Origin of the sequence: Streptomyces graminofaciens, from assembly GCF_030294945.1 — a bacterium.
GTDB classification, from domain to species: domain Bacteria; phylum Actinomycetota; class Actinomycetes; order Streptomycetales; family Streptomycetaceae; genus Streptomyces; species Streptomyces graminofaciens.
In genome coordinates this window covers 5,325,312-5,350,545 of record NZ_AP018448.1, presented here as the reverse complement: position 1 = coordinate 5,350,545, position 25,234 = coordinate 5,325,312, and the positions used below count along the sequence as shown (strand labels likewise).

Genomic DNA, 25,234 nt, shown 5'->3' with positions numbered 1-25,234 from the left:
GCTAGAGGGGCTAGAGGGGGATGTTGCCGTGCTTCTTCGGGGGAAGTGATTCCCGCTTGGTGCGCAGCTGACGCAGGCCGCGGACGATGTGGCGGCGGGTGTCGGAGGGCGTGATCACCGCGTCGACGTAACCGCGTTCGGCCGCCGTGTAGGGGTTGAGGAGGGTGTCCTCGTACTCCTGGATCAGGCGGGCGCGGACCTCCTCGCGCTCCTCGTCGGGGGCGGCGGCGATGGTGCGGCGGTGCAGGATGTTGACCGCGCCCTGGGCGCCCATGACGGCGATCTGGGCGGTGGGCCAGGCGAGGTTGAGGTCGGCGCCGAGGTGCTTGGAGCCCATGACGTCGTAGGCGCCGCCGAAGGCCTTGCGGGTGATCACCGTGATCAGGGGGACGGTCGCTTCGGCGTAGGCGTAGATCAGCTTGGCGCCGCGGCGGATGATGCCCTCGTGCTCCTGGCCGACGCCCGGGAGGAAGCCGGGGACGTCGACGAAGGTCAGGACCGGGACGTTGAAGGCGTCACAGGTGCGCACGAAGCGGGCCGCCTTCTCGGAGGCGTCGATGTCCAGACAGCCCGCGAACTGCATCGGCTGGTTGGCGACGATGCCGACCGGGTGCCCCTCGACCCGGCCGAAGCCGGTGAGGATGTTCGGGGCGAACAGGGCCTGCGTCTCGAAGAACTCGGCGTCGTCCAGGACGTGTTCGATCACCGTGTGCATGTCGTACGGCTGGTTCGCGCTGTCCGGGACCAGTACGTCCAGCTCGCGGTCCTCGTCGGTGAGGGTGAGGTCCGCCTGTTCCGGGAACGCCGGGGGCTCGCTGAGGTTGTTCGACGGCAGGTACGACAGCAGCTGCTTGACGTACTCGATGGCGTCCTTCTCGTCGCCCGCCATGTGATGGGCCACGCCCGAGGTCGCGTTGTGCGTGCGGGCGCCGCCCAGCTCCTCGAAGCCGACGTCCTCGCCGGTGACCGTCTTGATGACGTCCGGGCCGGTGATGAACATGTGCGAGGTCTGGTCGACCATCACCGTGAAGTCGGTGATCGCGGGGGAGTAGACCGCGCCGCCCGCGCAGGGGCCCACGACGAGGGAGATCTGCGGGATCACCCCGGACGCGTGGGTGTTGCGGCGGAAGATCTCGCCGTACATGCCCAGCGCCATGACGCCCTCCTGGATGCGGGCGCCACCGGAGTCGTTGATACCGATGACGGGGCATCCGGTCTTGAGGGCGAAGTCCATCGCCTTCATGATCTTCTGGCCGAACACCTCGCCGAGGGAGCCGCCGAGGACCGTGAAGTCCTGGGAGAAGACGGCGACCGGGCGGCCGTCGACCGTTCCGTAGCCCGTCACGACCCCGTCGCCGTAGGGGCGGTTGTTCTCCATGCCGAAGTCGGTGGAGCGGTGCCGGGCGAACTCGTCGAACTCCACGAAGGAGTCCTCGTCGAGGAGCAGTTCGATTCGCTCACGGGCCGTCAGCTTGCCCTTGGCGTGCTGCTTCTCCACCGCGCGCTCGGAGCCGGCGTGCGTCGCCTCTTGGACGCGGCGCTGCAGATCCGCGAGCTTGCCCGCGGTGGTGTGGATGTCGATCTCTTCGATCGCCTGGCGCTCTTCCGGCTCGGACATCGGAATGCGGCTCCCTGGCTGCTCGGTGGGACGGAGAGGGGACGTGCGGGACGTGCCCAGCGGCGGGTACTGCGGGTTCTCCGGGGCGTGCTCAGACGTGCGGTTTGCTACTCACTCGTAGCGTAGTGGCGCGCCTACCGTTCGGCAGTGCGGCGTTTACCACACCTAGGGTGGGTTGCATGACGCCTCAAGATGCATCAGACGCGTACGAAGAGCCGAACGGCAGCAAGTGGTCCGACCTGGACCGGCCGCCCCTCAACTCCACCTCCCTGCGCCGGGCCCTGGTGCGCGGCGGAGGGCTGTGGAGCTCCCTGGACGTGGTGTCGGCGACCGGGTCCACCAACTCCGACCTCGTCGCCCTCGCCGAGGCGGGAAAGGCGGAGGAAGGGGCCGTCCTGGTCGCCGAGGAGCAGAACGCGGGGCGTGGGCGGCTGGACCGGGTCTGGTCCGCGCCCGCCCGCTCCGGGCTCTTCTTCTCCGTGCTGCTGAAGCCGGCCGAGGTGCCGGTCGAGCGGTGGGGGTGGGTGCCGCTGCTCACCGGGGTCGCCGTGGCGACGGGGTTGTCACGGGCCGCCGGGATCGACACGGCACTCAAGTGGCCCAATGACCTGCTGGTGACTGTGGCGGGCGAGGAGCGCAAGGCCGGGGGGATTCTCGCCGAGCGTGCCGGGGCGCACGGGATCGTGGTGGGGATCGGCGTGAACGTGACGCTCCGGGAAGCGGAGCTGCCGGTGCCCACGGCCGGGTCGCTGGAGCTGGCGGGAGCCGTCACCACGGACCGGGATCCTTTGTTGCGGGCCGTGTTGCGGGGGCTGGAGGACTGGTACGGAAGGTGGCGGGCGGCCGGGGGGGATCCGGCGGCGAGCGGGCTGCAGGAGACCTACGCGGCGGGGTGCGCGACGTTGGGGCGGCGGGTGCGGGCGGAGTTGCCGGGGGATCGGGTGGTCATGGGGGAGGCGGTGGCCGTGGATGGGGACGGGCGGTTGGTGTTGGCTACGGAGGATGGGGTGCGGGAGCCTGTGGGGGCGGGGGACATCGTGCACTTGCGGCCCGCGTGAGAGCGCGGGAGCGCTCGGGGGGTGGGGTGCGTCGGCGGCTCGCGGGTTCGTCGTGGTCGATCGCGCAGTTCCCCGTGCCCCTCGAGGCAGAAGCGCGGGGCGCGGTCCCGGCTTCAGGGGCGCGCGGAACTGCGCGGCCGGCCCCCATCCGTCCACGGACGAACAACCAACCCCGCGTACTCGTCCGGCACCGGGTGCGACCCCCGGCTCAACCTGACGGAGTGAGCTGGCGCACACCTGCCGTAAAGTTGGTGACCGGTCGATACCTGACCGCGGGAGATCGGAAGGGCAGCAGGCGTGACCGTCGACGACACGGGCTCCGGCACGGACGCGCATGGCCGAGCGGACGCTCCTCCACCCCCGGCCGCGCTCGAGCGGGAGGACCCCCACGGCACTGACGCCGGTGAGGACGACCCGCTGGCGCTGCGCCTCGAGGGGCTCATCCTCGGTGCGGAGCGGCGCTACACCCCGTTTCAGGCGGCGCGCAGCGCGGGCGTCTCCGTGGAGCTGGCCACCCGCTTCTGGCGGGCGATGGGCTTCGCCGACATCGGGCAGGCCAAGGCGCTCACGGAGGCCGATGTGCTGGCGCTGCGCCGGCTCTCCGGCCTCGTCGAGGCGGGGCTGCTGAGCGAGGCGATGGCCGTGCAGGTGGCCCGTTCCACCGGACAGACCACGGCCCGGCTCGCCGAGTGGCAGATCGACTCGTTCCTGGAGGGGCTGACCGAGCCCCCTGAGCCCGGTATGACCCGCACCGAGGTCACATACCCCATCGTCGAGCTGCTCCTGCCCGAGCTGGAGGAGTTCCTCGTCTATGTCTGGCGCCGCCAGCTCGCCGCCTCCGCCGGGCGGGTCGTCCAGTCCGGCGACGACGAGGAGATGGTCGACCGCCGGCTGGCCGTCGGCTTCGCCGACCTCGTCGGTTTCACGCGGCTCACCCGTCGTATGGAGGAAGAGGAGCTGGGCGAGCTCGTCGAGGCCTTCGAGACGACCGCCGCGGATCTCGTCGCGGCGCACGGGGGGCGGCTCATCAAGACCCTCGGCGACGAGGTGCTGTACGCCGCCGACGACGCCGGTATCGCCGCCGAGATCGCTCTTCGTCTCATCGAGACCATGTCGAACGACGAGACCATGCCCGAGCTGCGCGTCGGCATGGCCTTCGGCACGGTGACCACCCGGATGGGCGATGTCTTCGGCTCGACCGTGAACCTGGCGAGCCGGCTGACGTCGATAGCGCCGAAGGACGCGGTCCTGGTCGACGGCGCCTTCGCCGAGGAGCTGACCCACACCGGCGAGGCCCCCGCCTCCGAGGCGGAGGCCGCCGAGGCCGCGGCCGCCGCCGAGAAGGAGGGCGAGGAGCCGCCGACGTACCGCTTCGCGCTGCAGCCGATGTGGCAGCGTCCCGTGCGTGGCCTGGGCGTCGTACAGCCGTGGCTGCTCACCCGGCGACACGGCTTGCGGTAGGGGGCCGGGGGTCCGTTACGCACGCCGCGGAGACCCATCAGAAGGGCCCTAGGGCGTGTTTCGAAAGTCCCGTCTGCCCCGCGACGCCTGGCACGGCACCTCGCCGCGTTGTCGGGATCGTCCGCGTACACCCAGTACGCGGACGACCCTCCGCCTTGCGATGCACCGCACCAGACGCCGCGGGCCCCGCCCTCCGGGCGGACGACGCCACTTTCGAAACACGCCCTAGAGCAGCACCCCCCGCTTGGGCAGCGCCTCGTCCACGCACAGCCCCACGAGCGGCACACACAGCCCCGGGTCCTGTGCCTCCTGGGGCTCTCGCGGCTGCTCGGGGGTGTTCTGTGCCGGGGGCTGCTCGGTGGTGGGCGGGGCCTGGGCCGGGCGGTCCGTCGCCGGTGTGTCGGTCTCGGGGATGGTGGTCGCGGGAGCCTTCGGGGTGACGGTGGCGCCGCCTCGGGCCCCGGGGATTCCGACGCCCACGTCGGCCGGGATCGCGGACGGGTCCGTCGAGGGGGTGCGTCCCGGGGCGGGCGTACCCGGTGTCGGCGTCGGGTCCGGCTCCGCGCTGCCCATCGGGGCCTCCGGGGTCGGATCGCCCGCGTCCGCCGAGGGCAGGGTCTCCGCCGCCTCCACCGCCTCGGACGGCTCGTCCGCGATCCCGTCGGCCGCCCGCGGCTCGGACCCCGCCGCACCGGCGCCGGAGCCCGTCGGGTCCGAGGTCAGCCGTACGAGGCTCAGGGCCCCCGCCGCCAGGGCCAGCCCGCCCACGGCGAACAGCAGCTTCCGGGGGCGCGGCCTGCGGTGCCGGCCGCGCGGGCGGGGCGCGGCGAGGGCGGGGTCCGGGGCGGCCTGGTCCGGGTGGGCCGGCGCCGGTGCTGCCGACTTCGGCGCCACCGGTGCCGTGCGCTGTACCGGCACCGTCGGTGCCGTCGTCGGCCTGGTCAGCGTGTTCGTCGTCATGGACCGTTCCCCCTGCTCTTTCCGGGCGCCCGTGACCCCCGATGCGCCTGTGGCGCAGGGCAGGTTATGCCCTGGTGCGGGCGGTACCGCCGGAGAAGGTCGGAATATCACTCGAACGAGAAAAGAGGTGCTCGGGTTGTTGCCGTTCGCGATGCCGGGCTTTTCTCGGCCGGGCCCGGCTGCGATGATCTGGACGGATCGGAAAAGTTAACCCGCGTTAACCGGGAGGGTGTCATGGGCGTCACGGATTCGGGTGCCGCGGCGGAGCCGGCCGAGCAGGGGCAGCAGGACGGGACGCGGCGGTTCGGGGAGTTCGTCGTCGTACGGCGGCACGACCACGTCGCCGAGCTGGCCCTCGACCGGCCCAAGGCCATGAACGCCGTGTCGACGGACATGGCCCGCTCGATCGCCGGGGCGTGCGCGGCGCTGGCCGCCGACCGGGACGTACGCGTGGTCGTGGTGACGTCGACGCACGAGCGGGCGTTCTGTGTGGGGGCCGACCTGAAGGAGCGGAACTCCTTCAGCGACGCCGAGCTGGTGCGGCAGCGGCCCGTGGCCCGGGGCGCCTACACCGGCGTACTGGAGCTGCCGATGCCGACGATCGCCGCCGTGCACGGCTTCGCGCTGGGCGGCGGCTTCGAGCTGGCGCTCTCCTGCGACCTGATCGTGGCCGACCGTACGGCGGTGGTGGGGCTGCCCGAGGTGTCGGTGGGGGTGATCCCGGGCGGTGGCGGTACGCAGTTGCTGCCGCGTCGGGTGGGGGCCGCGCGGGCCGCCGAGCTGATCTTCACGGCGCGGCGGCTGGAGGCCGTCGAGGCGCGGGAGTTGGGGCTCGTGGACCAGCTGGTGGAGGAGGGGCGGGACCGGGTGGAGGCGCTGGAGCTGGCCGCCCGGATCGCCGCGAACTCGCCCGTCGGGCTGCGGGCCGCCAAGCGCGCGCTGCGGCTGGGGCACGGTCTTGATCTGCGTGCCGGTCTGGAGGTCGAGGACTCGGCGTGGCGTTCGGTGGCGTTCTCCGGGGACCGGGCCGAGGGGGTCGCCGCTTTCAACGAGAAGCGGAAGCCGCAGTGGCCCGGTGAGTGACGACGGGGATGGTCGCAGGGGGTGACGGTCCGGCCCTTCGCCGACCTCGTCCGTACACCGGTTCGCCCCACTGATGTCTCAAACCTGCCCAAAGCTACCTAGCCTGGAGCAATGGGTGAGGACAGACGCCTGAGGGCCGTGGTGGCGTTGGCGCGGGGCATGGCGGCGGCGCACAGCCCGCGCGAGACATGGCGGGCCGCCGCCGACGGCGCGTGCCGGGCCCTGTCCGGCAGCTTCGCCGCGCTCTCCGTGTGGGAGCGGGACCGCGGGCGGCTGCGGGTGCTGGTGAACGTGGGGTGCCGGTCGCCGGACGAGGAGGAGTTCCCCGAGGACGAGACATACCCGGTGCACGAGTTCCCGGAGATCACCGAGTTTCTGCACGAGCGGTGGCTGGAGGGCGGTGAGCCCAACGCCTGGGTGGAGACGGCCGCCGGGCCGGTCGGTCGACGGCTCTTCGGCGGCTACTGCCACCAGCGTGTGGCCACCCTGCGCCGGCGCAAACGCGGCTGCTGTGTCGTGGCGCCCGTCGTGCTGAACGGCCGGGCATGGGGCGAGCTGTATGTGGCCCGGCCCGCCGGGGAGCCCGTCTTCCACGGCGACGACGCCGCGTTCGCGACCGTACTGGCCTCGGTCGTCGCGGCCGGGATCGCCCAGTCGGAACGCCTGGAGGAGGCCCGTCGGCTCGCGTACACCGACTCGCTCACCGGGCTCGGCAACCGGCGCGCGGTCGATCTGCGGCTGGACGAGGCGATGGAGGCGCACCGGGGGAAGTCCACGGTGATCAGCCTGGTGGTGTGCGACCTGAACGGTCTGAAGAAGGTGAACGACTCCTACGGTCACGCGGTCGGGGACCAGTTGCTGGAGCGGTTCGGCACGGTGCTCTCGCGCTGTGCGGCGGAGCTGCCCCGCCGGGTGCTCGCCGCTCGGCTGGGCGGTGACGAGTTCTGTCTGCTGGCGGTGGGGCCCACGGCGGACGAGGTGGTCCGGGTCGCGGGCGAGCTGTGCACGCGGGCACGGGAGTTGGAGCCGGGCGACGGGGTCGCGTGCGGGGTGGCGTCCACCGGGGATCCGATCGGTCCGGTGCGCTCGGCCCGCCGGCTGTTCCGGCTCGCCGACGCGGCGCAGTACCGCGCCAAGGCCGCCGGTTCCGTCGAGCCGGTCGTCGCGGGCCGTGAGGGCGAGGGTGCCGAGGACCCGGTCGTCAGTCTGGCCGACCGTCCGCCGGCCCCTGTCGATCCGACCCACCCGGGGGACCGGCGCCGCATCAGAGGGCGCCGGTCCTAGTACCCGCTCGCCGGTTCCGCGCCGAACCGGACTGCGGGCCCCTGGTGGACCGCGCGGTTGTCACGGACCGCGCGGTCCTGGGAGGTCACTACGGCTGTCGGGGGGAATATGGCCGTAGTGACCGTGGCCGTGGGGGGAAAGAACCGCGCGGTCGCTACCGCATGTTGGCCCAGTAGTTGTCCAGGTCCGTGCTGACCACGAAGTCCCGGGTCAGGAGCAGGCCGTCGGTGCAGTTCGTGCTGCTGAAGGTGGTCAGTCGCAGGGACGCGCCCCGGGTCACCGTGGCATTGGCGTTCTTCCTGCCGTCGGTCCCGGAGTTCAGGCGCTTGCACTCCGAAGTGCCCGACACATAGACGGACTTGGCGTCCCAGGAGGTGTTGGCCATCAGGTTCTGCCGACGGCCGCGGTGGCGGGTGTCGCCGCGGCGCCGAGGGCCAGCCCGGCGGCGGCGAGGAGGGTGACGATCGTGGCCGTCCGGCGGTGGGGGGTCGCCATGGGAATGACCTCATCTCTGCTTCTCTCACTTGAAGCTTCATTGCTTCGAGTGCGACTCGACCGTATCCCCGGGTCGGCGCGACCAAGCCTCCGATCTGCATGTTTCTGATCAATCTTGGACCGAAATCCAATGTATTTCTGATCAGCCTTTGATCTACGCGGATTGCTCCGCCCCTGAATGTCACGGATCGTGTCATCGATCGCGCGTCCGGCGGGCGGCGTAAGGAGTCCCTCCCGCGATCGGTCGTGACATTCGGCGATTCAGTCCCTACGATCCTGAATATGGATATGCACTCTGTGGATGCGGTGGTGCTCGGGACCTCGGGTGCCACCGCGGCCGACGTCCTCGCCGTGGCGCGTGCCGGCGCCCGGGTCGAGCTCTCCGACGAGGCGCTCACGGCGCTTGCCGCGGCCCGCGCGATCGTGGACGCGCTGGCGGCCAAACCGGACCCCGTCTACGGGGTCTCCACCGGCTTCGGCGCGCTCGCGACCCGGCACATCAGCCAGGAACTGCGCGCCCGGCTCCAGCGCAACATCGTCCGCTCGCACGCGGCCGGCATGGGCCCGCGGGTGGAGCGCGAGGTCGTGCGCGCGCTGATGTTCCTGCGGCTGAAGACCGTCTGCTCCGGTCGCACGGGCGTACGCCCCGAGGTCGCGCAGAGCATGGCCGACCTCCTGAACGCCGGGATCACCCCGGTCGTGCACGAGTACGGCTCCCTCGGCTGTTCCGGCGACCTGGCCCCGCTGTCCCACTGCGCGCTCGCCCTCATGGGGGAGGGGGACGCCGAGGGCCCGGACGGGGTCGTACGGCCCGCCGCCGAGCTGCTCGCCGAGCACGGCCTCGCCCCCGTCGAACTGCGGGAGAAGGAAGGCCTCGCCCTCCTCAACGGCACCGACGGCATGCTCGGCATGCTGATCATGGCGCTCGCCGACCTGGACTCCCTCTACAAGTCGGCCGACATCACGGCCGCCCTGTCGCTGGAGGCCCTGCTCGGCACGGACAAGGTCCTCGCCCCCGAGCTGCACGCCATCCGCCCGCACCCCGGGCAGGGCGCCTCGGCCGCCAACATGCTGGCCGTGCTGGCGGGTTCCGAGCTCACCGGGCACCACCAGGACGACGCGCCGCGCGTGCAGGACGCGTACTCGGTGCGGTGCGCCCCGCAGGTGGCGGGCGCCGGGCGGGACACGATGGCGCACGCCCGGCTGGTGGCCGAGCGCGAGCTGGCGTCGGCCGTCGACAACCCGGTCGTACTGCCCGACGGGCGCGTGGAGTCCAACGGCAACTTCCACGGCGCCCCGGTCGCGTACGTCCTGGACTTCCTCGCCATCGCCGTCGCCGATCTGGCCTCCATCGCCGAGCGCCGCACCGACCGGCTGCTGGACAAGAACCGCTCGCACGGGCTGCCGCCGTTCCTCGCCGACGACGCCGGCGTCGACTCCGGGCTGATGATCGCCCAATACACGCAGGCGGCGCTGGTGAGCGAGCTGAAGCGGCTCGCCGTACCGGCCTCGGCCGACTCCATCCCGTCCTCGGCGATGCAGGAGGACCACGTCTCGATGGGCTGGTCCGCCGCGCGCAAGCTCCGCACGGCCGTGGACAACCTCACACGCGTCCTCGCCGTCGAGCTGTACGCCGCCACCCGCGCGGTCGAGCTGCGCGAGGGCCTGACGCCCGCGCCCGCCACCCGGGCCGTCATCGAGGCCGTCCGCAAGGCCGGGGTCGAGGGCCCCGGGCCGGATCGTTTCCTCGCCCCCGACCTGGCACTGGCCGACACGTTCGTCCGGGACGGGCGGCTGGTGGCGGCGGTGGAGTCGGTGACGGGGCCGCTCGCCTGACACCTGCGCGTACGTGAAAGGGGCTGCCGTCCTGGAACGGCGGCCCCTTGATCAGTACGCCTCCACTCGCCCCTGCCGCACCGAGTACGCCACGAAGCCCGCGCCCAGGGCCAGGCAGAGGGTGCCGCCGATGATGTACGGCGTGGTGTTGGGGCTTCCGGTGTCGGCGAGCCGCGTGTGCTCCGTGGCCTCGTCCTTGCTCGTGTCAGCGCTGGTGTCGGCCCCGGTGGCCGTGCTTGAACTCGTACTCGTACTCGTGCGCTCCGCCACCGTCTCGTCCTGCGTCGCGTTCGCGGACGGCACGAACCACAGGGCGCACAGCAGGGTCCCCGCGGCGGTTGCGGTCAGCAGCGAGCGGCGGGCGGTGGACGACGCGCGACGTGCGACGGACACGGAATATCGATCCCCTTGTGGCGCTGGCGAATTGGCCGTAGACAGCGATGCTAATGAAAGGCGCGGGTCGCGGGAAAGTCGTGGGAGCCGTGAGACGTACGCTCCGTTCCATGAACACTTCTGAGAATTCAGAGTTTGTCCGCCTTCGGGTGGAATTGGTGGTGGAGGTCGAGAACGTCGACGCCGTCACGGGTGCCGCGCTGCGCCGCATCGCCGACGACCCCGACATGCCGGACGACGAGCGGGCGCACGCCGAGAGCGCCGTGACGGAAGACACGGCGGAGGCCATCGCGTATCTCGTCGACCCGTTCGACCTGGTCAGCGGGGTGCCGGGGGTCGAACTCGCACAGGCCTCCTGGAGCAGTGAGCGAATCGACTACGACCCCGATTCGCCGGAATGGGGCCTCGGCGAGGATGATGACGGCGAGACGGACGAGGAAGACCGGCTCGGCTGACGCTTCTTGGGAAGAACTTGACCCCGGGCGCAACCGGCGCTCGGGGTTCTGTCGTCTCAGGGGGCGCACTGGTGCATCCGCACGCCCCTGGGTCACTGCTGATTCGCTGTTGATCGAGGCGTGGCCGACGTGGCGTATCCCACAGATCCGCGGGAAGCGGAACGGGAACATGCCGTTGAGATGTTTTAGTGCTTACGGGGATCTCGGGTTCGGGGATTTCGGCAACGATGGAGAAGCGTGTGATGACGAACAGTAAGCGGCGCAAGGGCCTCACGGTCGCGTCCGCACTGCTCGGCGGGGTGCTGGTGCTCTCTGCGTGCAGCGGAGGCGACAGCGACAACGCGTCCGGGAACGACGGCGGGGACTCCTCGCAGGCCAAGGCCGACGAGGCGGCGGCCAAGAAGAACTCCGTGGCTGAGATCGCGATCACGCCGAAGGACGGCTCGACCAACGCCTCCATCAACAACTCGGCGAAGGTCACCGTGAGCAAGGGCTCGCTCACGAAGGTGGCGATGACCACCGCCGACGGCACGGCCGTCGCCGGTGAGATATCCGCCGACAAGAAGAGCTGGGCCCCGAGCGCCCAGCTGGAGCGGTCCACCAGCTACAAGATCGCCGCCACCGCCGAGGACGCGGACGGCCGCGAGGCCCACGAGAACGCGGCGTTCACCACGGTCTCGCCGGCCAACAGCTTCATCGGCAACTTCACGCCGGAGGACGGCTCGACCGTCGGCGTCGGTATGCCGGTCTCGATCAACTTCGACAAGGCGATCACCAACAAGGCCGCCGTCCAGAAGGGGATCACCGTCAGCACCACCTCCGGCCAGGAGGTCGTCGGTCACTGGTTCAACGCGAACCGCATCGACTTCCGCCCCGAGGAGTACTGGAAGGAGAACTCCACCGTCACGCTGAAGCTCGCGCTCGACGGTGTCGAGGGCTCCGACGGCGTGTTCGGTGTGCAGCAGAAGACGGTGACCTTCAAGATCGGCCGCAACCAGGTCTCGGTCGTCGACGCCAAGACCAAGCAGATGAAGGTCATGCACAACGGCACGGTCATCAAGACCATCCCGATCTCCGCCGGTTCGCCCGAGAACAAGACGTACCAGGGCGTCATGGTGATGTCGGAGAAGTTCAAGGAGACGCGCATGAACGGCGCGACCGTGGGCTTCACCGACGACGACGGCAAGGGTGAGTACGACATCAAGGACGTGCCGCACGCCATCCGGCTCACCACGTCCGGGACGTTCATCCACGGCAACTACTGGGGTGCCGACTCCGTCTTCGGCAACGTCAACACCAGCCACGGCTGTGTCGGTCTGAACGACACCAAGGGCGCCAACGACCCCGACACCGAGGGCGCCTGGTTCTACAACAACTCGATCGTCGGTGACGTCGTGGACATCCGGAACACCGGTGACAAGACGGTCGCCCCGGACAACGGCCTCAACGGCTGGAACCTGAGCTGGGCCGAGTGGACGGCGGGTTCGCAGGCCTGAGCCCCCGTATGAGGTGACGCTGTGCCGCCGATGCCGCCCCCCGGGGGCGGCATCGGTGTTTCCGGGGTGCTTCCAGCGGGCCTTCCAAGGCTCTTCCGGGGTTCTTCCGGGGCTGCGCACAGCCTTCTCATCCTTCTCTTATGGCTGGCTTATCCCTTCATCACGCGGCGTCTCTAGCTTGCCGCCATGTTCTTCACCTACCTGAGGCGCGAACTGCGCCGCCGCAGAAAGGCGGCCCTCGTCGTCGCCTCCGGTCTCGCGCTGGGCATCGCGCTCGTGATCGTGGTCAGCTCCGTGTCCTCGGGCATGGAGAAGGCGCAGGGCAAGGTACTCGAATCCCTGTACGGGCTCGGCACCGACATGACCGTCACCAAGGCCCGCTCCGCGCCCGGTGAGAACGGCGACGACCGCCCCCGCTTCCGCTTCGACGCGCAGGACGACGACTCCGACGACGAGCAGAGCAGCGATGTCGTCATGGTCCAGGGCTTCGAGACCCTGGCCGCCTCGACCGTCACCAAGGTCGGTGACCAGAAGGATGTCGCGGACGCCGTCGGCGGACTCAGCCTCCAGGTCATCAAGGTGGACGGGCAGTTCCGGCGGGGCCAGTTCCAGCAGGACCAGAACGCGAACGGCGGTCAGCAGCAGGGCGGTCCCGGCGGCGGCCAGGGCGGGAACGGGCAGCCCCAGGGGCGGGTCGAGGGCGGCGGAGCCGAGTTCGACGTCAACAACTACTCCGTGTACGGCACGGACGTCACCGAGCCCGCGCTCGGCCCGCTGACCTCCTCGAAGATCACCAGCGGTCGTACGTTCAAGGCGTCCGAGGCCGATTCCAAGGTGGTCGTCGCGGACAAGTCGTACGCGAAGGAGAAGGAGCTCTCGGTCGGGGACACCGTCACGATCAAGAGCACCAAGTACAAGGTCATCGGTATCGCCACGCCCAGCACCGGGGACGCGGCGGCCAACCTGTACATCCCGCTGAAGCAGGCGCAGACGCTCAGCGACTCAAAGAACAAGGTCACCACGATCTATGTCAAGGCGACCGACTCGCAGCGGATCGACAGCGTCAAGTCCGATATCCAGAAGAACATCTCGGGTACGACGGTGACGACCTCCGCCGATCTGGCCAAGACCGTCTCCGGATCCCTGTCCACGGCCTCCGACCTCGCCTCGAACGTCGGCAGGTGGCTGTCGATCGCCGTGCTGATCGCCGCGTTCCTGGTGGCGGGGCTGCTGACGTCCTCGGCGGTGTCGCGCCGGGTGCGGGAGTTCGGCACGCTCAAGGCGCTGGGGTGGAAGTCGGGGCGGGTGACCCGGCAGGTCGTCGGCGAGGCGATGGTCAACGGCCTGGTCGGTGGGGCGCTCGGCATCGCGCTGGGGCTGGCGGGGGCATATCTCGTCACGGCGATCAGCCCGACGCTGCAGGCGGAAATCGGTACCACCGGTGGCGGGTTCGGGGGTGGACCCGGTGGCGGGGGTCCCGGCGGTGGCTTCCCCGGTGGCGGCGGTGGTCGCGGGCAGCAGGCGGCTTCGGACGCGCTGGAGGTCGCTCTTACGGCGCCGGTGAGTGTCTCGACCATTGCCGTGGCGGTGGGGCTGGCGGTCGCGGGCGGGCTTGTCGCGGGTGCGTTCGGCGGGTGGCGGGCTTCTCGGCTGCGGCCGGCCGACGCGTTGCGGCGCGTGGAGTAGCCGTGCGGTCCCGGTAGTCAAGTCACCCACGAAAAGCAGGAGTTGTTGCCCCATGTACGTACTCAACGGCGTCACCAAGCAGTATTCGCGCGGCAAGGACACCGTCAACGCGCTCGACGGGGTCGATCTCACCATCGCGGACGGGGATCGGCTGGTCATTCAGGGGCCGACCGGCGGGGGGAAGTCGACGTTGCTTCAGATGCTCGGTGGGCTCGACAAGCCGAGTGCGGGAAGTGTCGAGCTGGACGGAACCGATCTCGCCAAGCTGTCCGAGGCCAGATTGACCAAAGTGCGCAGCGAGAACATCGGGTTCGTGTTCCAGAGCTTCAATCTGATCCCGACGCTCACCGCGCAGGAGAACGTCGAGACCGCCCTCGTACCCCTCGGGGTGAAGGCCAAGGAAAGGCGGCGGCGGGCCGCCGAGGCGCTTGAGTCGGTGGGGCTCGGGGAGCGGCTCGCGCATCTGCCCACCGAACTGTCGGGTGGTCAGCAGCAGCGTGTCGCCATCGCCCGTGCGCTGGTCAAGCAGCCGAAGGTGCTGCTCGCCGACGAACCCACCGGCAACCTCGACGAGTCCATGCGCGACGAGATCATGGACGTACTGGAGACCCTGTGGAAGGAGCACGGGCTCACCTTCATCATGGTCACCCATGATTCCGCCCTGGCGAAGAAGGCCCCTCGGGTCGCGACCATCCGCAAGGGGCGGATCACTGTCAAGGAGAACGCCGGGGCCTAACACGGGCGGGGCGCGTTGATGTGGAACCCGGGCGCGTGCGGGGCGTGCGTGGTCCGGGTTCTGCGACGGGTGGGAATCGCGTGGCGTGGTGGGATTGTCCGGGTGGGGTGTTGAGCCCGAATGGGCAGAAAAAGACACAAGTGAAGCTATTACCTCAGTTATTGGCAGCTTCCTCACTATTGAGCGCCTATTAGCCTCTCGGCATACTGCGTATTCCGGGGGGTGTTGGCTTGTATGGGCGTAAATATCCCCTGGCCGGACGAACGGGAGATTCGCCGGACTTCTGCTGCTCCAGGGGGAGACTTGCGCAGACAAGTACAGCGAGCACGCTCGGCCACGATCGCCACGGCGGCCGCCGTGGCGCTGACGGTGGGACTGACCGCCCCGGCGTCCACCGCGGCCGAGCAGGCGACCGGGGACGACGGTACGACCGGGGCCGACCTCACGGCCGACCACAGAATCACCCTCATCACCGGGGACCGCGTCCGTATCGACGCCGACGGCCGGGTGCGGGGGCTCGAACGGGCGAAGGGGCGTGCGGGCGTCCCCGTCCAGGTACGCGAGGCCGACGGCCATACGTACGTCGTGCCGGCCGACGCCGCCCGGCTGATCGCCACCGGCACCCTCGACCGACGCCTGTTCGACGTCACGGAGTTGAGCAGGGCCGCGATCCGCAAGGCCCACAAGCGGGGACTGAAGCTGATCGTCGGCTACCGGGGCACCGCCGCCGACGCCCGGGCCGATGTACGGGACGCGGGCGACACCAAGGTGCGCCGCACGCTTCGGACCCTCAACGCCGACGCGGTCCTCACACCCAAGGACGACGCCGCCGAGTTGTGGAAGGCGGTCACCGACGCCGACGGCACCGCCGCCACCGGGGTCGCGCACGTCTGGCTGGACGGGGTCCGCAAGGTCAGCCTCGACAAGTCGGTCCCGCAGATCGGCGCCCCGAAGGCCTGGAAGGCCGGCTACGACGGCAAGGGCGTCACCATCGCCGTCCTGGACACGGGCGTCGACGCGACCCACCCGGACCTCAAGGGCCAGGTGATCGCCGACAAGAACTTCTCCGCCTCGCCCGACACCACCGACAAGTACGGCCACGGCACGCACGTCGCCTCGATCGCGGCCGGCACCGGCGCGAAGTCCAAGGGCAGGTACAAGGGAGTCGCGCCCGGCGCCAAGCTGCTCAACGGCAAGGTGCTGAGCGACGACGGCTCCGGTGACGACTCCGGGATCATCGCCGGTATGGACTGGGCGGCCGAGCAGGGCGCCGATGTCGTCAACCTCAGCCTGGGCGGCGGCGACACCCCCGAGATCGACCCGATGGAAGCGGCCATCAACAAGCTCTCCAAGGAGAAGGGCATCCTCTTCGCGGTCGCCGCCGGCAACGAGGGCGACTACGGCGGGCAGACCATCGGCTCCCCGGGCAGTGCGGAGGCCGCGCTCACCGTCGGCGCGGTCGACGACAAGGACAAGCTCGCCTCCTTCTCCAGCCGCGGCCCCGGCCTGGACGGCCGGATCAAGCCCGATGTCACCGCGCCCGGCGTCGACATCACCGCCGCCGCGGCCCCGGACAGCGTCATCGACAAGGAGGTCGGCCAGAAACCCGCCGGGTATCTGACCATCTCCGGTACGTCGATGGCCACCCCGCATGTCGCGGGCGCCGCCGCCATCCTCAAGCAGCAGCACCCCGAGTGGACGTACACCGAGCTGAAGGGCGCGCTGACCGCGTCCACGAAGGGCGGCAAGTACACGCCGTTCCAGCAGGGTTCGGGCCGGATCCAGGTCGACAAGGCCATCAAGCAGACGGTCGTGGCCGACCCGGTCTCCGTCAGCTTCGGTGTCGCGCTGTGGCCACACACCGACGACAAGCCGAAGACCGAGAAGCTCACGTACAAGAACCTCGGCAAGAAGGACGTCACCCTCACGCTCGCCCTCGCGGCCACCGACCCCAAGGGCAAGGCGGCCCCCGCCGGCTTCTTCGAGCTGGGCGCCAAGAAGGTCACGGTCCCCGCGGGCGGCGGCACCGCCTCCGTGAAACTGACGGTCGACACCAAGCTGGGCGGCGGCCTGAACGGCGCCTACTCCGCGTACGTCACCGCCACCGGCGGCGGCCAGAGCGTACGGACGGCCGCGGCCGTGCAGCGGGAGGTCGAGTCGTACGACGTGAACTTCAAGGTGATCGGGCGGGACGGCAAGCCCGCCGAGAACTACCTGATCGACATGACCGGTGTCTCCGGACTCGCCGACCAGAAGTGGTTCATGCCGTACGACGCGGACGGCAGCGTCAAGGTCCGCGCCCCCAAGGGGGGTTACATCCTCAACTCCGCGATCATCGTGGCCGAGGACGACATCCAGAAGGGCGCCGACTGGCTGGCCCGGCCGCAGCTGACTGTCGACCGGAAGCTCGACATCACCCTGGACGCGCGCAAGACGAAACCGGTCGACATCACCGTGCCGGCCGCCTCCGCCGAGTCGGTGTTCGCGTCGCCGGACTACTCGGTCCGGGTCGGCGACAACACTTACGCGTACGGCTGGTGGCTCGACACGTACGAGAACTTCCGTACGGCCCACCTCGGCCCGGCGGTGACCGGTGGCAGGCTCTCGCAGAGCTGGCAGGGGCACTGGACGGCCGGTGCCGCCACGCAGTACGGCACCGCGACCGGCGGCAAGGTCAAGAAGCTCGCGACCGGCTACACCAAGCACTGGAAGAAGAGCGAACTGGCCGAGGTGAAGACCGGCCTGGGCTCCTCGGTCGCCGGCAAGAAGGGCGCGGTCGTCGCCTGGGCCGCGCTGCCCGGCGGCTCCGCCTCCTCAGGCATCGGCGTCGAGCAGACCCTGCCCGGCACCCGCACGCTGTACGTGTCGGGCGCGGGCGGGGTGAAGTGGGGCCTGGACTTCGAGCAGTACGCCGGGGTCGACGACCAGGGCTTCCCGATCGTCGAGGCCTACTACACCATGGGCGACAGCCAGGCCTTCAAGGCCGGCAGGAGCTATGCGAAGAGGTTCAATGTCGCTGTCTTCGGGCCGAGGATCGCCGGCACGTACGGCATCCGGCGCGACGGCGACCACCTCTACGGCCTGCTGCCGATGTTCGCCGACGGCAAGGGGCACGCGGGGGCGTCGGTGTACGCGTCGGCGAAGACCACGCTGTACCGGAACGGCGAGAAGTACGCCTCGGCTGAGGACGCGCTGGACGGGGCGGGGCAGTTCAAGGTCCCGCCGGGGCTCGCCTCGTACCGGCTGACGACGTCCGTGCGGCGGGCGCCGGAACTGGCGAGGGTCTCGTCGAGGATCGACGCGAGCTGGACGTTCAAGTCGAAGAAGACGAGTACGGACACGAAGCTGCCGGTCTCCGTGGTGCGCTTCGGTACGGGCGTCGCCCTGGACGGCACGGTCTCGACGGGTGCGAAGGCGTTCGTTCCGGTCACCGTCCAGGGGGCGGCCGCGGGCGGGAACCTCAAGTCCCTGACCGTGTACGTCTCCTTCGACGGCGGCGAGAAGTGGACCAGGACCGCCGTCACCGGCGGTCATCTCACCTTCAAGAACCCGGCGGCCGGGGAGAGCGTGTCGTTCCGCGCCGAGGTGACGGACAAGAAGGGGAACGTGTCGAAGGTGACGATCTACGACGCGTATTTCGGAAGGTAGGGCGGGCTCGGGGCGGCGGGGATCCTTCGCCCTCGCCGCCCCTGCCCCCACCTGCCCCCCCACCGGCCCGCGGCCGGCCGCGGTCAGATCGTCGCGGTGTCGATCACGAAGCGGTAGCGGACGTCGCTCGCCAGGACGCGCTCGTACGCCTCGTTGATCTGGTCGGCGCGGATCAGTTCGATCTCCGCGCCCAGACCGTGCTCGGCGCAGAAGTCGAGCATCTCCTGGGTCTCCTGGATGCCGCCGATACCGGACCCGGCGAGGGTCTTGCGGCCGGCGATCACCGAGAAGAGGTTCAGCGCGACGGGCTCCTCGGGGGCGCCCACGTTCACGAACGCGCCGTCCGTCTTCAGCAGGGAGAGGTACGCGTCGAGGTTCAGCGGAGCCGAGACCGTGGAGACGATCAGGTCGAAGGTGCCGGCGAGCACCTTGAAGGTCTCCTGGTCGCTGGTCGCGTAGTAGTGGTCCGCGCCCAGCTTCAGCCCGTCCTCCCGCTTGCGCAGGGACTGCGACAGCACCGTCACCTCGGCACCGAGCGCGTGCGCCAGCTTGACGGCCATGTGACCGAGCCCGCCCAGACCGACGACGGCGACCTTCTTGCCGGGGCCGGCGTTCCAGTGCTTGAGGGGGGAGTACGTGGTGATGCCGGCACACAGCAGAGGCGCGGCCTCGTCGAGGGAGATGCCCTCGGGGATGCCCACGGTGAAGGCCTGGTCGACGACGATCTTCTGCGAGTAGCCGCCGTAGGTGGGCTCGCCGTTCTTGTCGAGGGCGTTGTACGTGCCGACGTTGCCCTTGAGGCAGTACTGCTCCAGGCCCGCCTCGCAGTTCTCACACTCGCGGCAGGAGTCCACCATGCAGCCGACGCCCACGCGGTCGCCGACCTTGAACTTGGTGACACCGGAGCCGACGGCCTCGACGACACCGGCGATCTCGTGACCCGGCACCATCGGGAAGATCGCCTCGCCCCAGCCCTCACGGGCCTGGTGGATGTCGGAGTGGCAGATGCCCGAGAACTTGATGTCGATCAGTACGTCGAACTCGCCGACCTCGCGGCGCTCGATGGTGGTGCGCTCCAGCGGAGCCTTCGCGGACGGTGCCGCGTAGGCGGCGACTGTGGTGGTCATGCCGGGGATCTCCTAGCGAGTGGTTCGGCGCCCGGCCTGCCTTCCGGCCGGGACCGGACACCAGCGTGCCTCATCCCACAGGGTTCACCCAGGCCACGGCTCTGCGTACGCTCGCTGGTCCTACTACTGGCGGGGTCAGGCTCGTGAGCGTACGACCGGGAATACTTTACGTATGGACGAACAGCCCGAAGCCGTAGCCGCCGCCGGGGCCACCGGCGCACTGGACCGGCGTGCCGAGCTCAGTGAGTTTCTGCGCACCCGGCGTGCCCGGCTGAAGCCGGAGGACGTGGGCCTGCCGAGCTTCGGACGGCACCGTCGGGTGCCCGGGCTGCGGCGGGAGGAGCTGGCCCAGCTCGCGGGTGTGTCGGTGGCGTACTACACGCGGCTCGAACAGGGCAACGGGCGCAATGTGTCGGCGGAGGTACTCGACGCGATCGCGCGCGCCCTGCGCCTGACCGGCGCCGAGCACGCCCACCTCACGCATCTCGCGAAGCCGAAGGCCCACAAGAAGAAGCCGTCGAGCCGGCCGCAGCAGGTGCGGGGTGCCCTGCGGCAGCTGGTGGACACGCTGGACGGGATTCCCGCGTACGTCACGGGCCGACGCTCGGACATCCTCGTCTGGAACCGGATGGCGGCGGCGGTGTTCGGGGACTGGTCGGAGCTGCCGCCGCAGGAGCGGAACTGGGCGCGGATGGTGTTCCTGCGGCCCGAGTACCGGGACCTCTATCTCGACTGGGAGCAGAAGGCGGCCGACATCGTCAGCTATCTGCGGATGGACGCGGGGTGCCATCCGGACGATCCGCGGCTGTCGGCGCTGGTGGGGGAGCTGTCGGTGAAGAGCGAGGAGTTCCGGCGACTGTGGGCGACGCACGACGTCAGGGAGAAGAGCCATGGGGTGAAGCGGATGTGCCACCCCTTGGTCGGCGACCTCACACTCTGCTTCGAGTCGTTCCGCCTCCCCGACGACCAGGAGCAGACGCTGATCACCTACCACGCCGAACCGGGCTCCCCGTCGGCCGACGCACTACGCCTTCTGGCGAGCTGGGGCACGGTGGCCTCCGGCGTGGGGCGGGCTGGCTGAGTCGGTTCTTTCGGCTGCGGGTGGGTGGGGGCTGGTCGCGCAGTTCACCGCGCCCCTGAGAACCCGGTCACCGCCCGGATGCGGCGCGTGCGGGGAAGTCGGAGGATGGAGGGAGTCCGCATGCTTCGGCAGGCTCGGGTGTGCTCAGACGGTCGCGGCGCGATCACCACCGTGGGGGGTTTCCAGAGGTGTGAGCGACATGCCCCTTCAGAAGGTCCGCCCGGGCACGGTCCACAGGGTCCGCCCGGACATCAGCGTCCTGTCCGACAGCCTCGAAGTACCCGGCATCGGACATCTCCCGGTGAACGCGTTCGTCCTGCTCGCCTCCGAGCCCATGGTCGTGGACACTGGCCTGGGCCTGCCCGACCGTGACTTCCTGGCGACGCTCGGTTCCGTACTGGAACCTGCCGACGTCCGCTGGATCTGGCTGACCCATCCCGACCGCGACCACACCGGCGGCATCTTCGAGCTGCTGGAGGCGGCACCCAAGGCACGCCTGGTGACCACGTTCATCGGCGCCGGGATCATGTCCTGTGAACGCCCGTTCCCGCTCGACCGCCTGTATCTGCTCAACCCCGGCGAGCGCCTCGACCTGGGCGACCGCACCCTGATCGGGTTCCGGCCACCCCTGTTCGACAACCCGGCCACGGTCGGTTTCTTCGACGAGCGCTCCGGCGTCTGCTTCAGCTCCGACTGCTTCGGCGGCCCGATGCCCACCGCCGAACTCGCCCAGGCGGACGACGCCCGCGCGGCCCCCGTGGAGGACCTGCGCGCCGCCCAGCTCCTGTGGGCCACGGTCGACAGCCCCTGGATCGAGAACGTCGACCCCGACAAGTACCGCGCGGGCTTCCAGCCCTTCCTGGACCGTGAGCCCGACCTCGTCCTCTCCACCCACCTCCCACCGGCCGCGGGCATCACGGGCTCGATGATCGACACCCTGGCCTCGGCGGCCGGCACCCCGGCGTTCGTGGGCCCGGACCAGGCGGCGTTGGAACAGATGCTGGCGGGGTTCGAGCCGGGGGGAGGTGGCCGCTAGGGCATGTCCGAGGGGCTCCGGCCATCAGAAAGGGACCAAGGGGATCGAGGTGATCTCAGCCTTCCACCGGGGCCGCCGGGGTCGCCGGGGCCACCCCGATCGGGCACGAGACCCCGGTCCCGCCGAGCCCGCAGTAACCCGCCGGGTTCTTGTCCAGGTACTGCTGGTGGTAGGCCTCGGCCGGGTAGAAGTCGCGGTCCTTCGCCGGGAGGATCTCCGTGGTGATCGAGCCGTAGCCGGAGGCGGCCAGGACCTTCTGGTAGGCCTCGCGGGAGGCTTCGGCGACCGCGGCCTGCTCGGGGGTGTGGGTGTAGACGGCGGAGCGGTACTGGGTGCCGACGTCGTTGCCCTGGCGGAAGCCCTGCGTGGGGTTGTGCGACTCCCAGAAGACCTGGAGCAGCCGCTCGTACGAGATGACGGAGGGGTCGTACACCACGCGGACGACCTCCGTGTGGCCCGTCAGGCCGGAGCAGACCTCCTCGTACGTGGGGTGCTCGGTGAAACCGCCCTGGTAGCCGACCAGGGTGGTGAAGACGCCCGCCGGGAGCTGCCAGAACTTGCGCTCGGCGCCCCAGAAGCAGCCCAGGCCGAAGTCGGCGGTCTCAAGGCCCTCGGGGTAGGGGCCGAGGAGCGGGTTGCCGAGGACGGTGTGGCGGTCCGGGACGGAGAACGGCCGCTCCGCGCGACCGCGCAGGGCCTGCTCGCGGGTGGGCAGCTGGGGGGTGCGGCCGAACAGCATGCTGACTCCTTCGGGGAGGGGACGCCACGGGTACGAGTACGAGTACGGGTACCGAACGGGGTCCTCGGGCGGGCGAATCACTGGGCGAATCACTGGGCGAACGAGGGGCGAACGAGTGGGCGAACGAGTGGGCGGCACCCAGGACAACGTCCCGGATGCCGCCCGAATTCCGCCTTCGTGCTCCGCCTACGCGTTCCGTGTTCGCGCTGTTCGCGTTCCTCGTGCGTGTTCCTCGTGCGTGTTCCGGATGGGTGTCCGCCGTCAGGCGTTCGCCGCGTCGGCCACCGCTTGGGCCGACATGTTGCGGATACGGCAGTAGAACGCGGCCATCTCCTCGTCGCTGCCCCGGTAACGCCACGGCAGCGCGTTCACATACCCGTCGACCAGCTTGAACTGCTCCAGCGCGGCCGCGTCGCGGTCCTGGAGGGACAGGTAGTAGGCGAGGAGGTGGCGAAGTTCGGGCAGGCGGGGGTGGGTCGGGTCGGCCGCGGCGGCGTCGGCGAGGCCGGCGTCCACCCGGCCGATCATCGTCGGCGTACGGTCGACGCTGTTGTCGTCCGACTTGTCGTGCTCGAAGTGGGCGATCAGCGGCAGGACGGTGAGGAGGCTGCCGAGGGGCGCGTTCTCGGCCGCGCGCTCGGCGAACTCCTTCGCCAGCTGCTCCGAGCCGCGCCACTTCGCGCACCAGTACTGGAGTGCCGAGTAGTGGCCCTCGTAGTGGTGCGGCGCGCGGGCGGTGATCTCCGTCCAGAGCCGGTCCATCTCGGAGTTCGGGTAGCCGAGACCGAGGGCGACCGTGATCTCCGTGACGTACGGCGTGGGGTCGTCGGGGTTCAGCGCCGCCGCCCGCGCGATCTCCTCGCGGGAGCGGTGCAGCATCCGGTGGAAGCCGTCGAACTGCTCACGGGTCGTGTGCTTGGCCTGCTTCCCGCCCCGCAGGTTCCCGGCGAGGATCACCGTGCTGCGGCAACGGACCACGGCCGCGTCCGGGTCGTCGGGCCGGTCGGTCTCCCAGGCGAGCAGCCAGTCGTCGTCATCGGCGGCCAGCTCGCCCAGCAGGCCCGCGGCCCGGGACCGGCGGTCCCAGTCCCGGCCGATGTCCTGCAGCAACTTGGCGGCGGCCTTCCAGTCGCCGCCGCGTACGGCCGCGAGCGTCGCGTCCCAGCCGGCCGGCAGCGGGCCCGCGTACTTCGCGTTCTGCCGCTCGGCCGGCAGCAGGCCCATCGCCTCGGCGGTGTCCGGGTCGGCGTCGCCGCTGGGGCGGAAGAACTCCTTGAGGAACACCCCGGCCAGCCACACCCCGATGGCCAGGGTGGGCACCGCCAGGACGGCCAGGATCCACAGCAGTACGGTCATCGCGGGGCGTCCGTTTCTCGCTCGGCGGGGCCTTGGGGAGCGGGGGGAAGGAGCGCGCGCAGCGGCTCGGTGTCAGGGTGGTCGCCGACGGCCGCCTCGATCGCGGCGCCGAGGTCGGTCTCCTCGCCGTCGGGCCCGGCGGGCAGACGCACGGTGGCGGGCTTCTCCCAGGAGAACTCCCAGCTCAGCAGGGCGTGCGTGCTCAGCTCGGCCAGGGCCATGCTCTGCAGCGCGTCCGCGAGGGCGGGCCGTACGAACTCGCGGAAGGCGCGGCCGTTCGCGGCGGCGGCCTGGTCGGAGAGCGGCAGCCGCCGGGCCAGCTGCCACAGCTGGCCGTCCTCGATGACCTTGAGCAGCGCGGGCAGGCTCGGATGCTCCTTGGTGTACATCGCGAGCGCCCGGTGCAGCGGCGTGTCGAGGGAGGAGAATCCTTCCGCCATCGCGGCGTCGAGCAGTTCCTGCCAGTCGCCGGCGCGCCGGAACTGCCGTACGTCGTCCGCCAGGACCGCGTCCTCCAGAGCGGTGAGGGTCCGCTCCGGGGCGGCGAGCAGGGCGAGCGCCGCGCCCCTGGCCTCGTCGGCGCGGCCGTCGGAGGGCAGGGCCTCGATGCGCTGGACGCGGTCGGCGATCGGCGGGTGCGAGTCGTACGCCGAGACCGGCTCGGTGGGCAGGTCGTCGCGTATGCCGACCAGTTCGAGCTGACGGGCGTTCAGCATGTGGCCGAAACCGCCGAAGAACTCGCCGCGCGGCGGCAGCAGCCGGGCGCCGCCGCCCATCGTCGCGTAACGGTCCATGTAGAACCCGAACGCGGCGTCCAGCGCCGGGATCTCGCGCAGCGCCGAGGCGGTGGCGTCGCGGCCGACGATCCGGGCGGCCGCGGCGTCGGCGGCGTACTCCTGACGGCGCGAACCGGCGAGCGTGGCGCGGAAGTAGAGCTTCGCGTAGCCCATGTAGATCGCCGCCATCGCACGGTAGGTGATGCCCGACCCCGCGGTGTCGATCTCCTTGGCCTGCTTCCCCTTGGCCAACTTCTTGGCGTTCTTCTTCTCCTGCCGGGCCCGCTCGCGTCCGGCGGTCCTGTCGGCGCGCTCCTCGAAGTGCTCGATGGTGCGCAGCACCTGGGCGCGGCCGCGCACGGTGATCGCGGCGAGCCGGGTGTCGGCGTTCGAGTAGTGGCCCAGCTCGTGGGCGAGGACCGCGCGCAGCTGCGCCTCGGTCAGACCCTGCATCAGGGGGACGCCGAGCAGGAGCAGGCGCGGGCCGGGGAGCAGACCGAGCAGCCGGGCGTCCTCACCGACGGCCGCGTTGACGTCGGCGGTCAGCACGATCCGCGAGGGCGCGCGGGTGCCGACCTGGTCGGCCAACTCCCGTACGGTCCGCCACAGTTCGGGCTCGTCGGCCTCGCTCACCGCCAGCCCCGGCGGCTCTTCGCCCTTGGGGGTGCGCAGCATGAACAGGCCGCGCACCAGCGGGATCGCCAGCAGTACGGAGACCAGGTACAGCTTGCTGGCGAGGCCGGACGGGACGTCGTACAGGTACAGCAGGTAGTCGGCGCCCGCGAGCGCCGCGAGCAGGAGCACGCCGAGCAGATAGAAGCCGGCGAGCAGCACAAGAGCGCGCAATGCGCGCAGGGTCGCGCCCATCGGGCAGATGTCCCCCCACGGGAAAGATCGCGAACGATCACGA

The 25,234-nt window shown here is 70.5% G+C and carries 20 protein-coding genes; 12 read left to right on the top strand and 8 right to left on the bottom strand.

Going from position 1 to position 25,234, the window contains the following annotated elements; genetic code table 11:
* Positions 1–10: 10 nt before the first annotated feature.
* Positions 11–1,618, bottom strand: coding sequence for an acyl-CoA carboxylase subunit beta (locus SGFS_RS22775; protein WP_286252894.1), 1,608 nt, complete (start codon positions 1,616–1,618; stop codon positions 11–13).
* A 179-nt stretch (positions 1,619–1,797) separates the two neighbouring features.
* On the opposite strand from SGFS_RS22775, the gene SGFS_RS22770 reads away from it, so the two are divergent.
* Together SGFS_RS22770 and SGFS_RS22765 are read left to right on the top strand one after the other, a co-directional pair.
* Positions 1,798–2,676, top strand: coding sequence for a biotin--[acetyl-CoA-carboxylase] ligase (locus tag SGFS_RS22770; protein ID WP_286252893.1), 879 nt, complete (start codon positions 1,798–1,800; stop codon positions 2,674–2,676).
* Positions 2,677–2,973: 297 nt separating this feature from the next.
* A complete protein-coding gene (locus SGFS_RS22765) occupies positions 2,974–4,137 on the top strand; it encodes an adenylate/guanylate cyclase domain-containing protein (protein ID WP_286252892.1) in 1,164 nt (387 codons plus the stop codon).
* A gap of 225 nt (positions 4,138–4,362) precedes the next feature.
* Here SGFS_RS22765 and SGFS_RS22760 read toward each other — a convergent pair whose 3' ends face one another.
* Positions 4,363–5,097 (bottom strand): hypothetical protein, encoded by a 735-nt coding sequence (locus tag SGFS_RS22760; RefSeq protein ID WP_286252889.1) that lies wholly within the window; start codon positions 5,095–5,097, stop codon positions 4,363–4,365.
* Between the two features lie 234 nt (positions 5,098–5,331).
* Between SGFS_RS22760 and SGFS_RS22755 the strand changes: the two genes are divergently transcribed.
* Both SGFS_RS22755 and SGFS_RS22750 read left to right on the top strand, forming a co-directional pair.
* Entirely contained in the window at positions 5,332–6,180 is an 849-nt protein-coding gene (locus SGFS_RS22755; RefSeq protein WP_286252887.1) for an enoyl-CoA hydratase/isomerase family protein, read from the top strand.
* Between the two features lie 111 nt (positions 6,181–6,291).
* The gene (locus SGFS_RS22750) at positions 6,292–7,464 is read left to right on the top strand and encodes a GGDEF domain-containing protein (RefSeq protein WP_286252885.1); all 1,173 of its coding nucleotides are present in this window, start codon (positions 6,292–6,294) and stop codon (positions 7,462–7,464) included.
* A gap of 154 nt (positions 7,465–7,618) precedes the next feature.
* Here SGFS_RS22750 and SGFS_RS22745 read toward each other — a convergent pair whose 3' ends face one another.
* Entirely contained in the window at positions 7,619–7,849 is a 231-nt protein-coding gene (locus SGFS_RS22745; RefSeq protein WP_286252884.1) for a hypothetical protein, read from the bottom strand.
* Between the two features lie 407 nt (positions 7,850–8,256).
* Here SGFS_RS22745 and hutH point away from each other — a divergent pair, with 407 nt between their 5' ends.
* The gene (gene hutH, locus SGFS_RS22740) at positions 8,257–9,795 is read left to right on the top strand and encodes a histidine ammonia-lyase (RefSeq protein WP_434028208.1); all 1,539 of its coding nucleotides are present in this window, start codon (positions 8,257–8,259) and stop codon (positions 9,793–9,795) included.
* 51 nt (positions 9,796–9,846) lie between these two features.
* On the opposite strand, the gene SGFS_RS22735 is transcribed toward hutH, so the two are convergent.
* Positions 9,847–10,188 carry a hypothetical protein gene (locus SGFS_RS22735; protein WP_286252883.1) on the bottom strand — a complete coding sequence of 114 codons (342 nt, stop codon included), beginning with the start codon at positions 10,186–10,188 and terminating at the stop codon, positions 9,847–9,849.
* A 110-nt stretch (positions 10,189–10,298) separates the two neighbouring features.
* Between SGFS_RS22735 and SGFS_RS22730 the strand changes: the two genes are divergently transcribed.
* The 5 genes from SGFS_RS22730 (at position 10,299) to SGFS_RS22710 (ending at position 18,209) form a co-directional block, all read left to right on the top strand.
* Complete coding sequence (locus SGFS_RS22730; protein ID WP_286252882.1) at positions 10,299–10,643, top strand: hypothetical protein; 345 nt, start codon at positions 10,299–10,301, stop codon at positions 10,641–10,643.
* 227 nt (positions 10,644–10,870) lie between these two features.
* On the top strand, positions 10,871–12,139 hold the full coding sequence (locus SGFS_RS22725) for a L,D-transpeptidase (protein WP_286252881.1): 1,269 nt from the start codon (positions 10,871–10,873) through the stop codon (positions 12,137–12,139).
* 186 nt (positions 12,140–12,325) lie between these two features.
* Positions 12,326–13,825, top strand: a complete 1,500-nt coding sequence (locus SGFS_RS22720) for an ABC transporter permease (RefSeq protein ID WP_286252879.1) — start codon at positions 12,326–12,328, stop codon at positions 13,823–13,825.
* A gap of 52 nt (positions 13,826–13,877) precedes the next feature.
* A complete protein-coding gene (locus tag SGFS_RS22715) occupies positions 13,878–14,561 on the top strand; it encodes an ABC transporter ATP-binding protein (RefSeq protein ID WP_286252877.1) in 684 nt (227 codons plus the stop codon).
* Between the two features lie 303 nt (positions 14,562–14,864).
* Positions 14,865–18,209: a S8 family peptidase gene (locus SGFS_RS22710; RefSeq protein ID WP_286252876.1), complete on the top strand. Its 3,345-nt coding sequence runs from the start codon at positions 14,865–14,867 to the stop codon at positions 18,207–18,209.
* An 83-nt stretch (positions 18,210–18,292) separates the two neighbouring features.
* Here the strand turns inward: SGFS_RS22710 and SGFS_RS22705 are convergent, their stop codons facing one another.
* Positions 18,293–19,336: an NAD(P)-dependent alcohol dehydrogenase gene (locus SGFS_RS22705; protein WP_286252875.1), complete on the bottom strand. Its 1,044-nt coding sequence runs from the start codon at positions 19,334–19,336 to the stop codon at positions 18,293–18,295.
* A gap of 172 nt (positions 19,337–19,508) precedes the next feature.
* Between SGFS_RS22705 and SGFS_RS22700 the strand changes: the two genes are divergently transcribed.
* Together SGFS_RS22700 and SGFS_RS22695 are read left to right on the top strand one after the other, a co-directional pair.
* On the top strand, positions 19,509–20,417 hold the full coding sequence (locus SGFS_RS22700) for a helix-turn-helix domain-containing protein (protein ID WP_286252874.1): 909 nt from the start codon (positions 19,509–19,511) through the stop codon (positions 20,415–20,417).
* 199 nt (positions 20,418–20,616) lie between these two features.
* Complete coding sequence (locus tag SGFS_RS22695) at positions 20,617–21,453, top strand: MBL fold metallo-hydrolase (RefSeq protein WP_286252873.1); 837 nt, start codon at positions 20,617–20,619, stop codon at positions 21,451–21,453.
* 55 nt (positions 21,454–21,508) lie between these two features.
* Here SGFS_RS22695 and msrA read toward each other — a convergent pair whose 3' ends face one another.
* From msrA to SGFS_RS22680, 3 genes are all read right to left on the bottom strand, one after another.
* Entirely contained in the window at positions 21,509–22,192 is a 684-nt protein-coding gene (msrA, locus tag SGFS_RS22690; protein WP_286252872.1) for a peptide-methionine (S)-S-oxide reductase MsrA, read from the bottom strand.
* A gap of 261 nt (positions 22,193–22,453) precedes the next feature.
* Positions 22,454–23,548 carry a hypothetical protein gene (locus SGFS_RS22685; RefSeq protein ID WP_286252871.1) on the bottom strand — a complete coding sequence of 365 codons (1,095 nt, stop codon included), beginning with the start codon at positions 23,546–23,548 and terminating at the stop codon, positions 22,454–22,456.
* A complete protein-coding gene (locus SGFS_RS22680) occupies positions 23,545–25,191 on the bottom strand; it encodes a M48 family metallopeptidase (RefSeq protein WP_286252870.1) in 1,647 nt (548 codons plus the stop codon). The genes SGFS_RS22685 and SGFS_RS22680 overlap by 4 nt, the downstream gene beginning before the upstream one ends.
* Positions 25,192–25,234 lie beyond the last annotated feature (43 nt).

Bases quoted from the DNA above. Each gene is read 5' to 3' on its own strand.
- SGFS_RS22715 (WP_286252877.1), top strand. From the start codon at position 13,878: ATGTACGTACTCAACGGCGTCACCAAGCAGTATTCGCGCGGCAAGGAC.
- SGFS_RS22695 (WP_286252873.1), top strand. From the start codon at position 20,617: ATGCCCCTTCAGAAGGTCCGCCCGGGCACGGTCCACAGGGTCCGCCCG.
- SGFS_RS22725 (WP_286252881.1), top strand. From the start codon at position 10,871: ATGGAGAAGCGTGTGATGACGAACAGTAAGCGGCGCAAGGGCCTCACG.
- SGFS_RS22770 (WP_286252893.1), top strand. From the start codon at position 1,798: ATGACGCCTCAAGATGCATCAGACGCGTACGAAGAGCCGAACGGCAGC.
- SGFS_RS22730 (WP_286252882.1), top strand. From the start codon at position 10,299: ATGAACACTTCTGAGAATTCAGAGTTTGTCCGCCTTCGGGTGGAATTG.
- SGFS_RS22705 (WP_286252875.1), bottom strand. From the start codon at position 19,336: ATGACCACCACAGTCGCCGCCTACGCGGCACCGTCCGCGAAGGCTCCG.
- msrA (WP_286252872.1), bottom strand. From the start codon at position 22,192: ATGCTGTTCGGCCGCACCCCCCAGCTGCCCACCCGCGAGCAGGCCCTG.
- SGFS_RS22760 (WP_286252889.1), bottom strand. From the start codon at position 5,097: ATGACGACGAACACGCTGACCAGGCCGACGACGGCACCGACGGTGCCG.
- SGFS_RS22775 (WP_286252894.1), bottom strand. From the start codon at position 1,618: ATGTCCGAGCCGGAAGAGCGCCAGGCGATCGAAGAGATCGACATCCAC.
- SGFS_RS22685 (WP_286252871.1), bottom strand. From the start codon at position 23,548: ATGACCGTACTGCTGTGGATCCTGGCCGTCCTGGCGGTGCCCACCCTG.
- SGFS_RS22680 (WP_286252870.1), bottom strand. From the start codon at position 25,191: ATGGGCGCGACCCTGCGCGCATTGCGCGCTCTTGTGCTGCTCGCCGGC.
- SGFS_RS22700 (WP_286252874.1), top strand. From the start codon at position 19,509: ATGGACGAACAGCCCGAAGCCGTAGCCGCCGCCGGGGCCACCGGCGCA.
- SGFS_RS22755 (WP_286252887.1), top strand. From the start codon at position 5,332: ATGGGCGTCACGGATTCGGGTGCCGCGGCGGAGCCGGCCGAGCAGGGG.
- SGFS_RS22750 (WP_286252885.1), top strand. From the start codon at position 6,292: ATGGGTGAGGACAGACGCCTGAGGGCCGTGGTGGCGTTGGCGCGGGGC.
- SGFS_RS22720 (WP_286252879.1), top strand. From the start codon at position 12,326: ATGTTCTTCACCTACCTGAGGCGCGAACTGCGCCGCCGCAGAAAGGCG.
- SGFS_RS22745 (WP_286252884.1), bottom strand. From the start codon at position 7,849: ATGGCCAACACCTCCTGGGACGCCAAGTCCGTCTATGTGTCGGGCACT.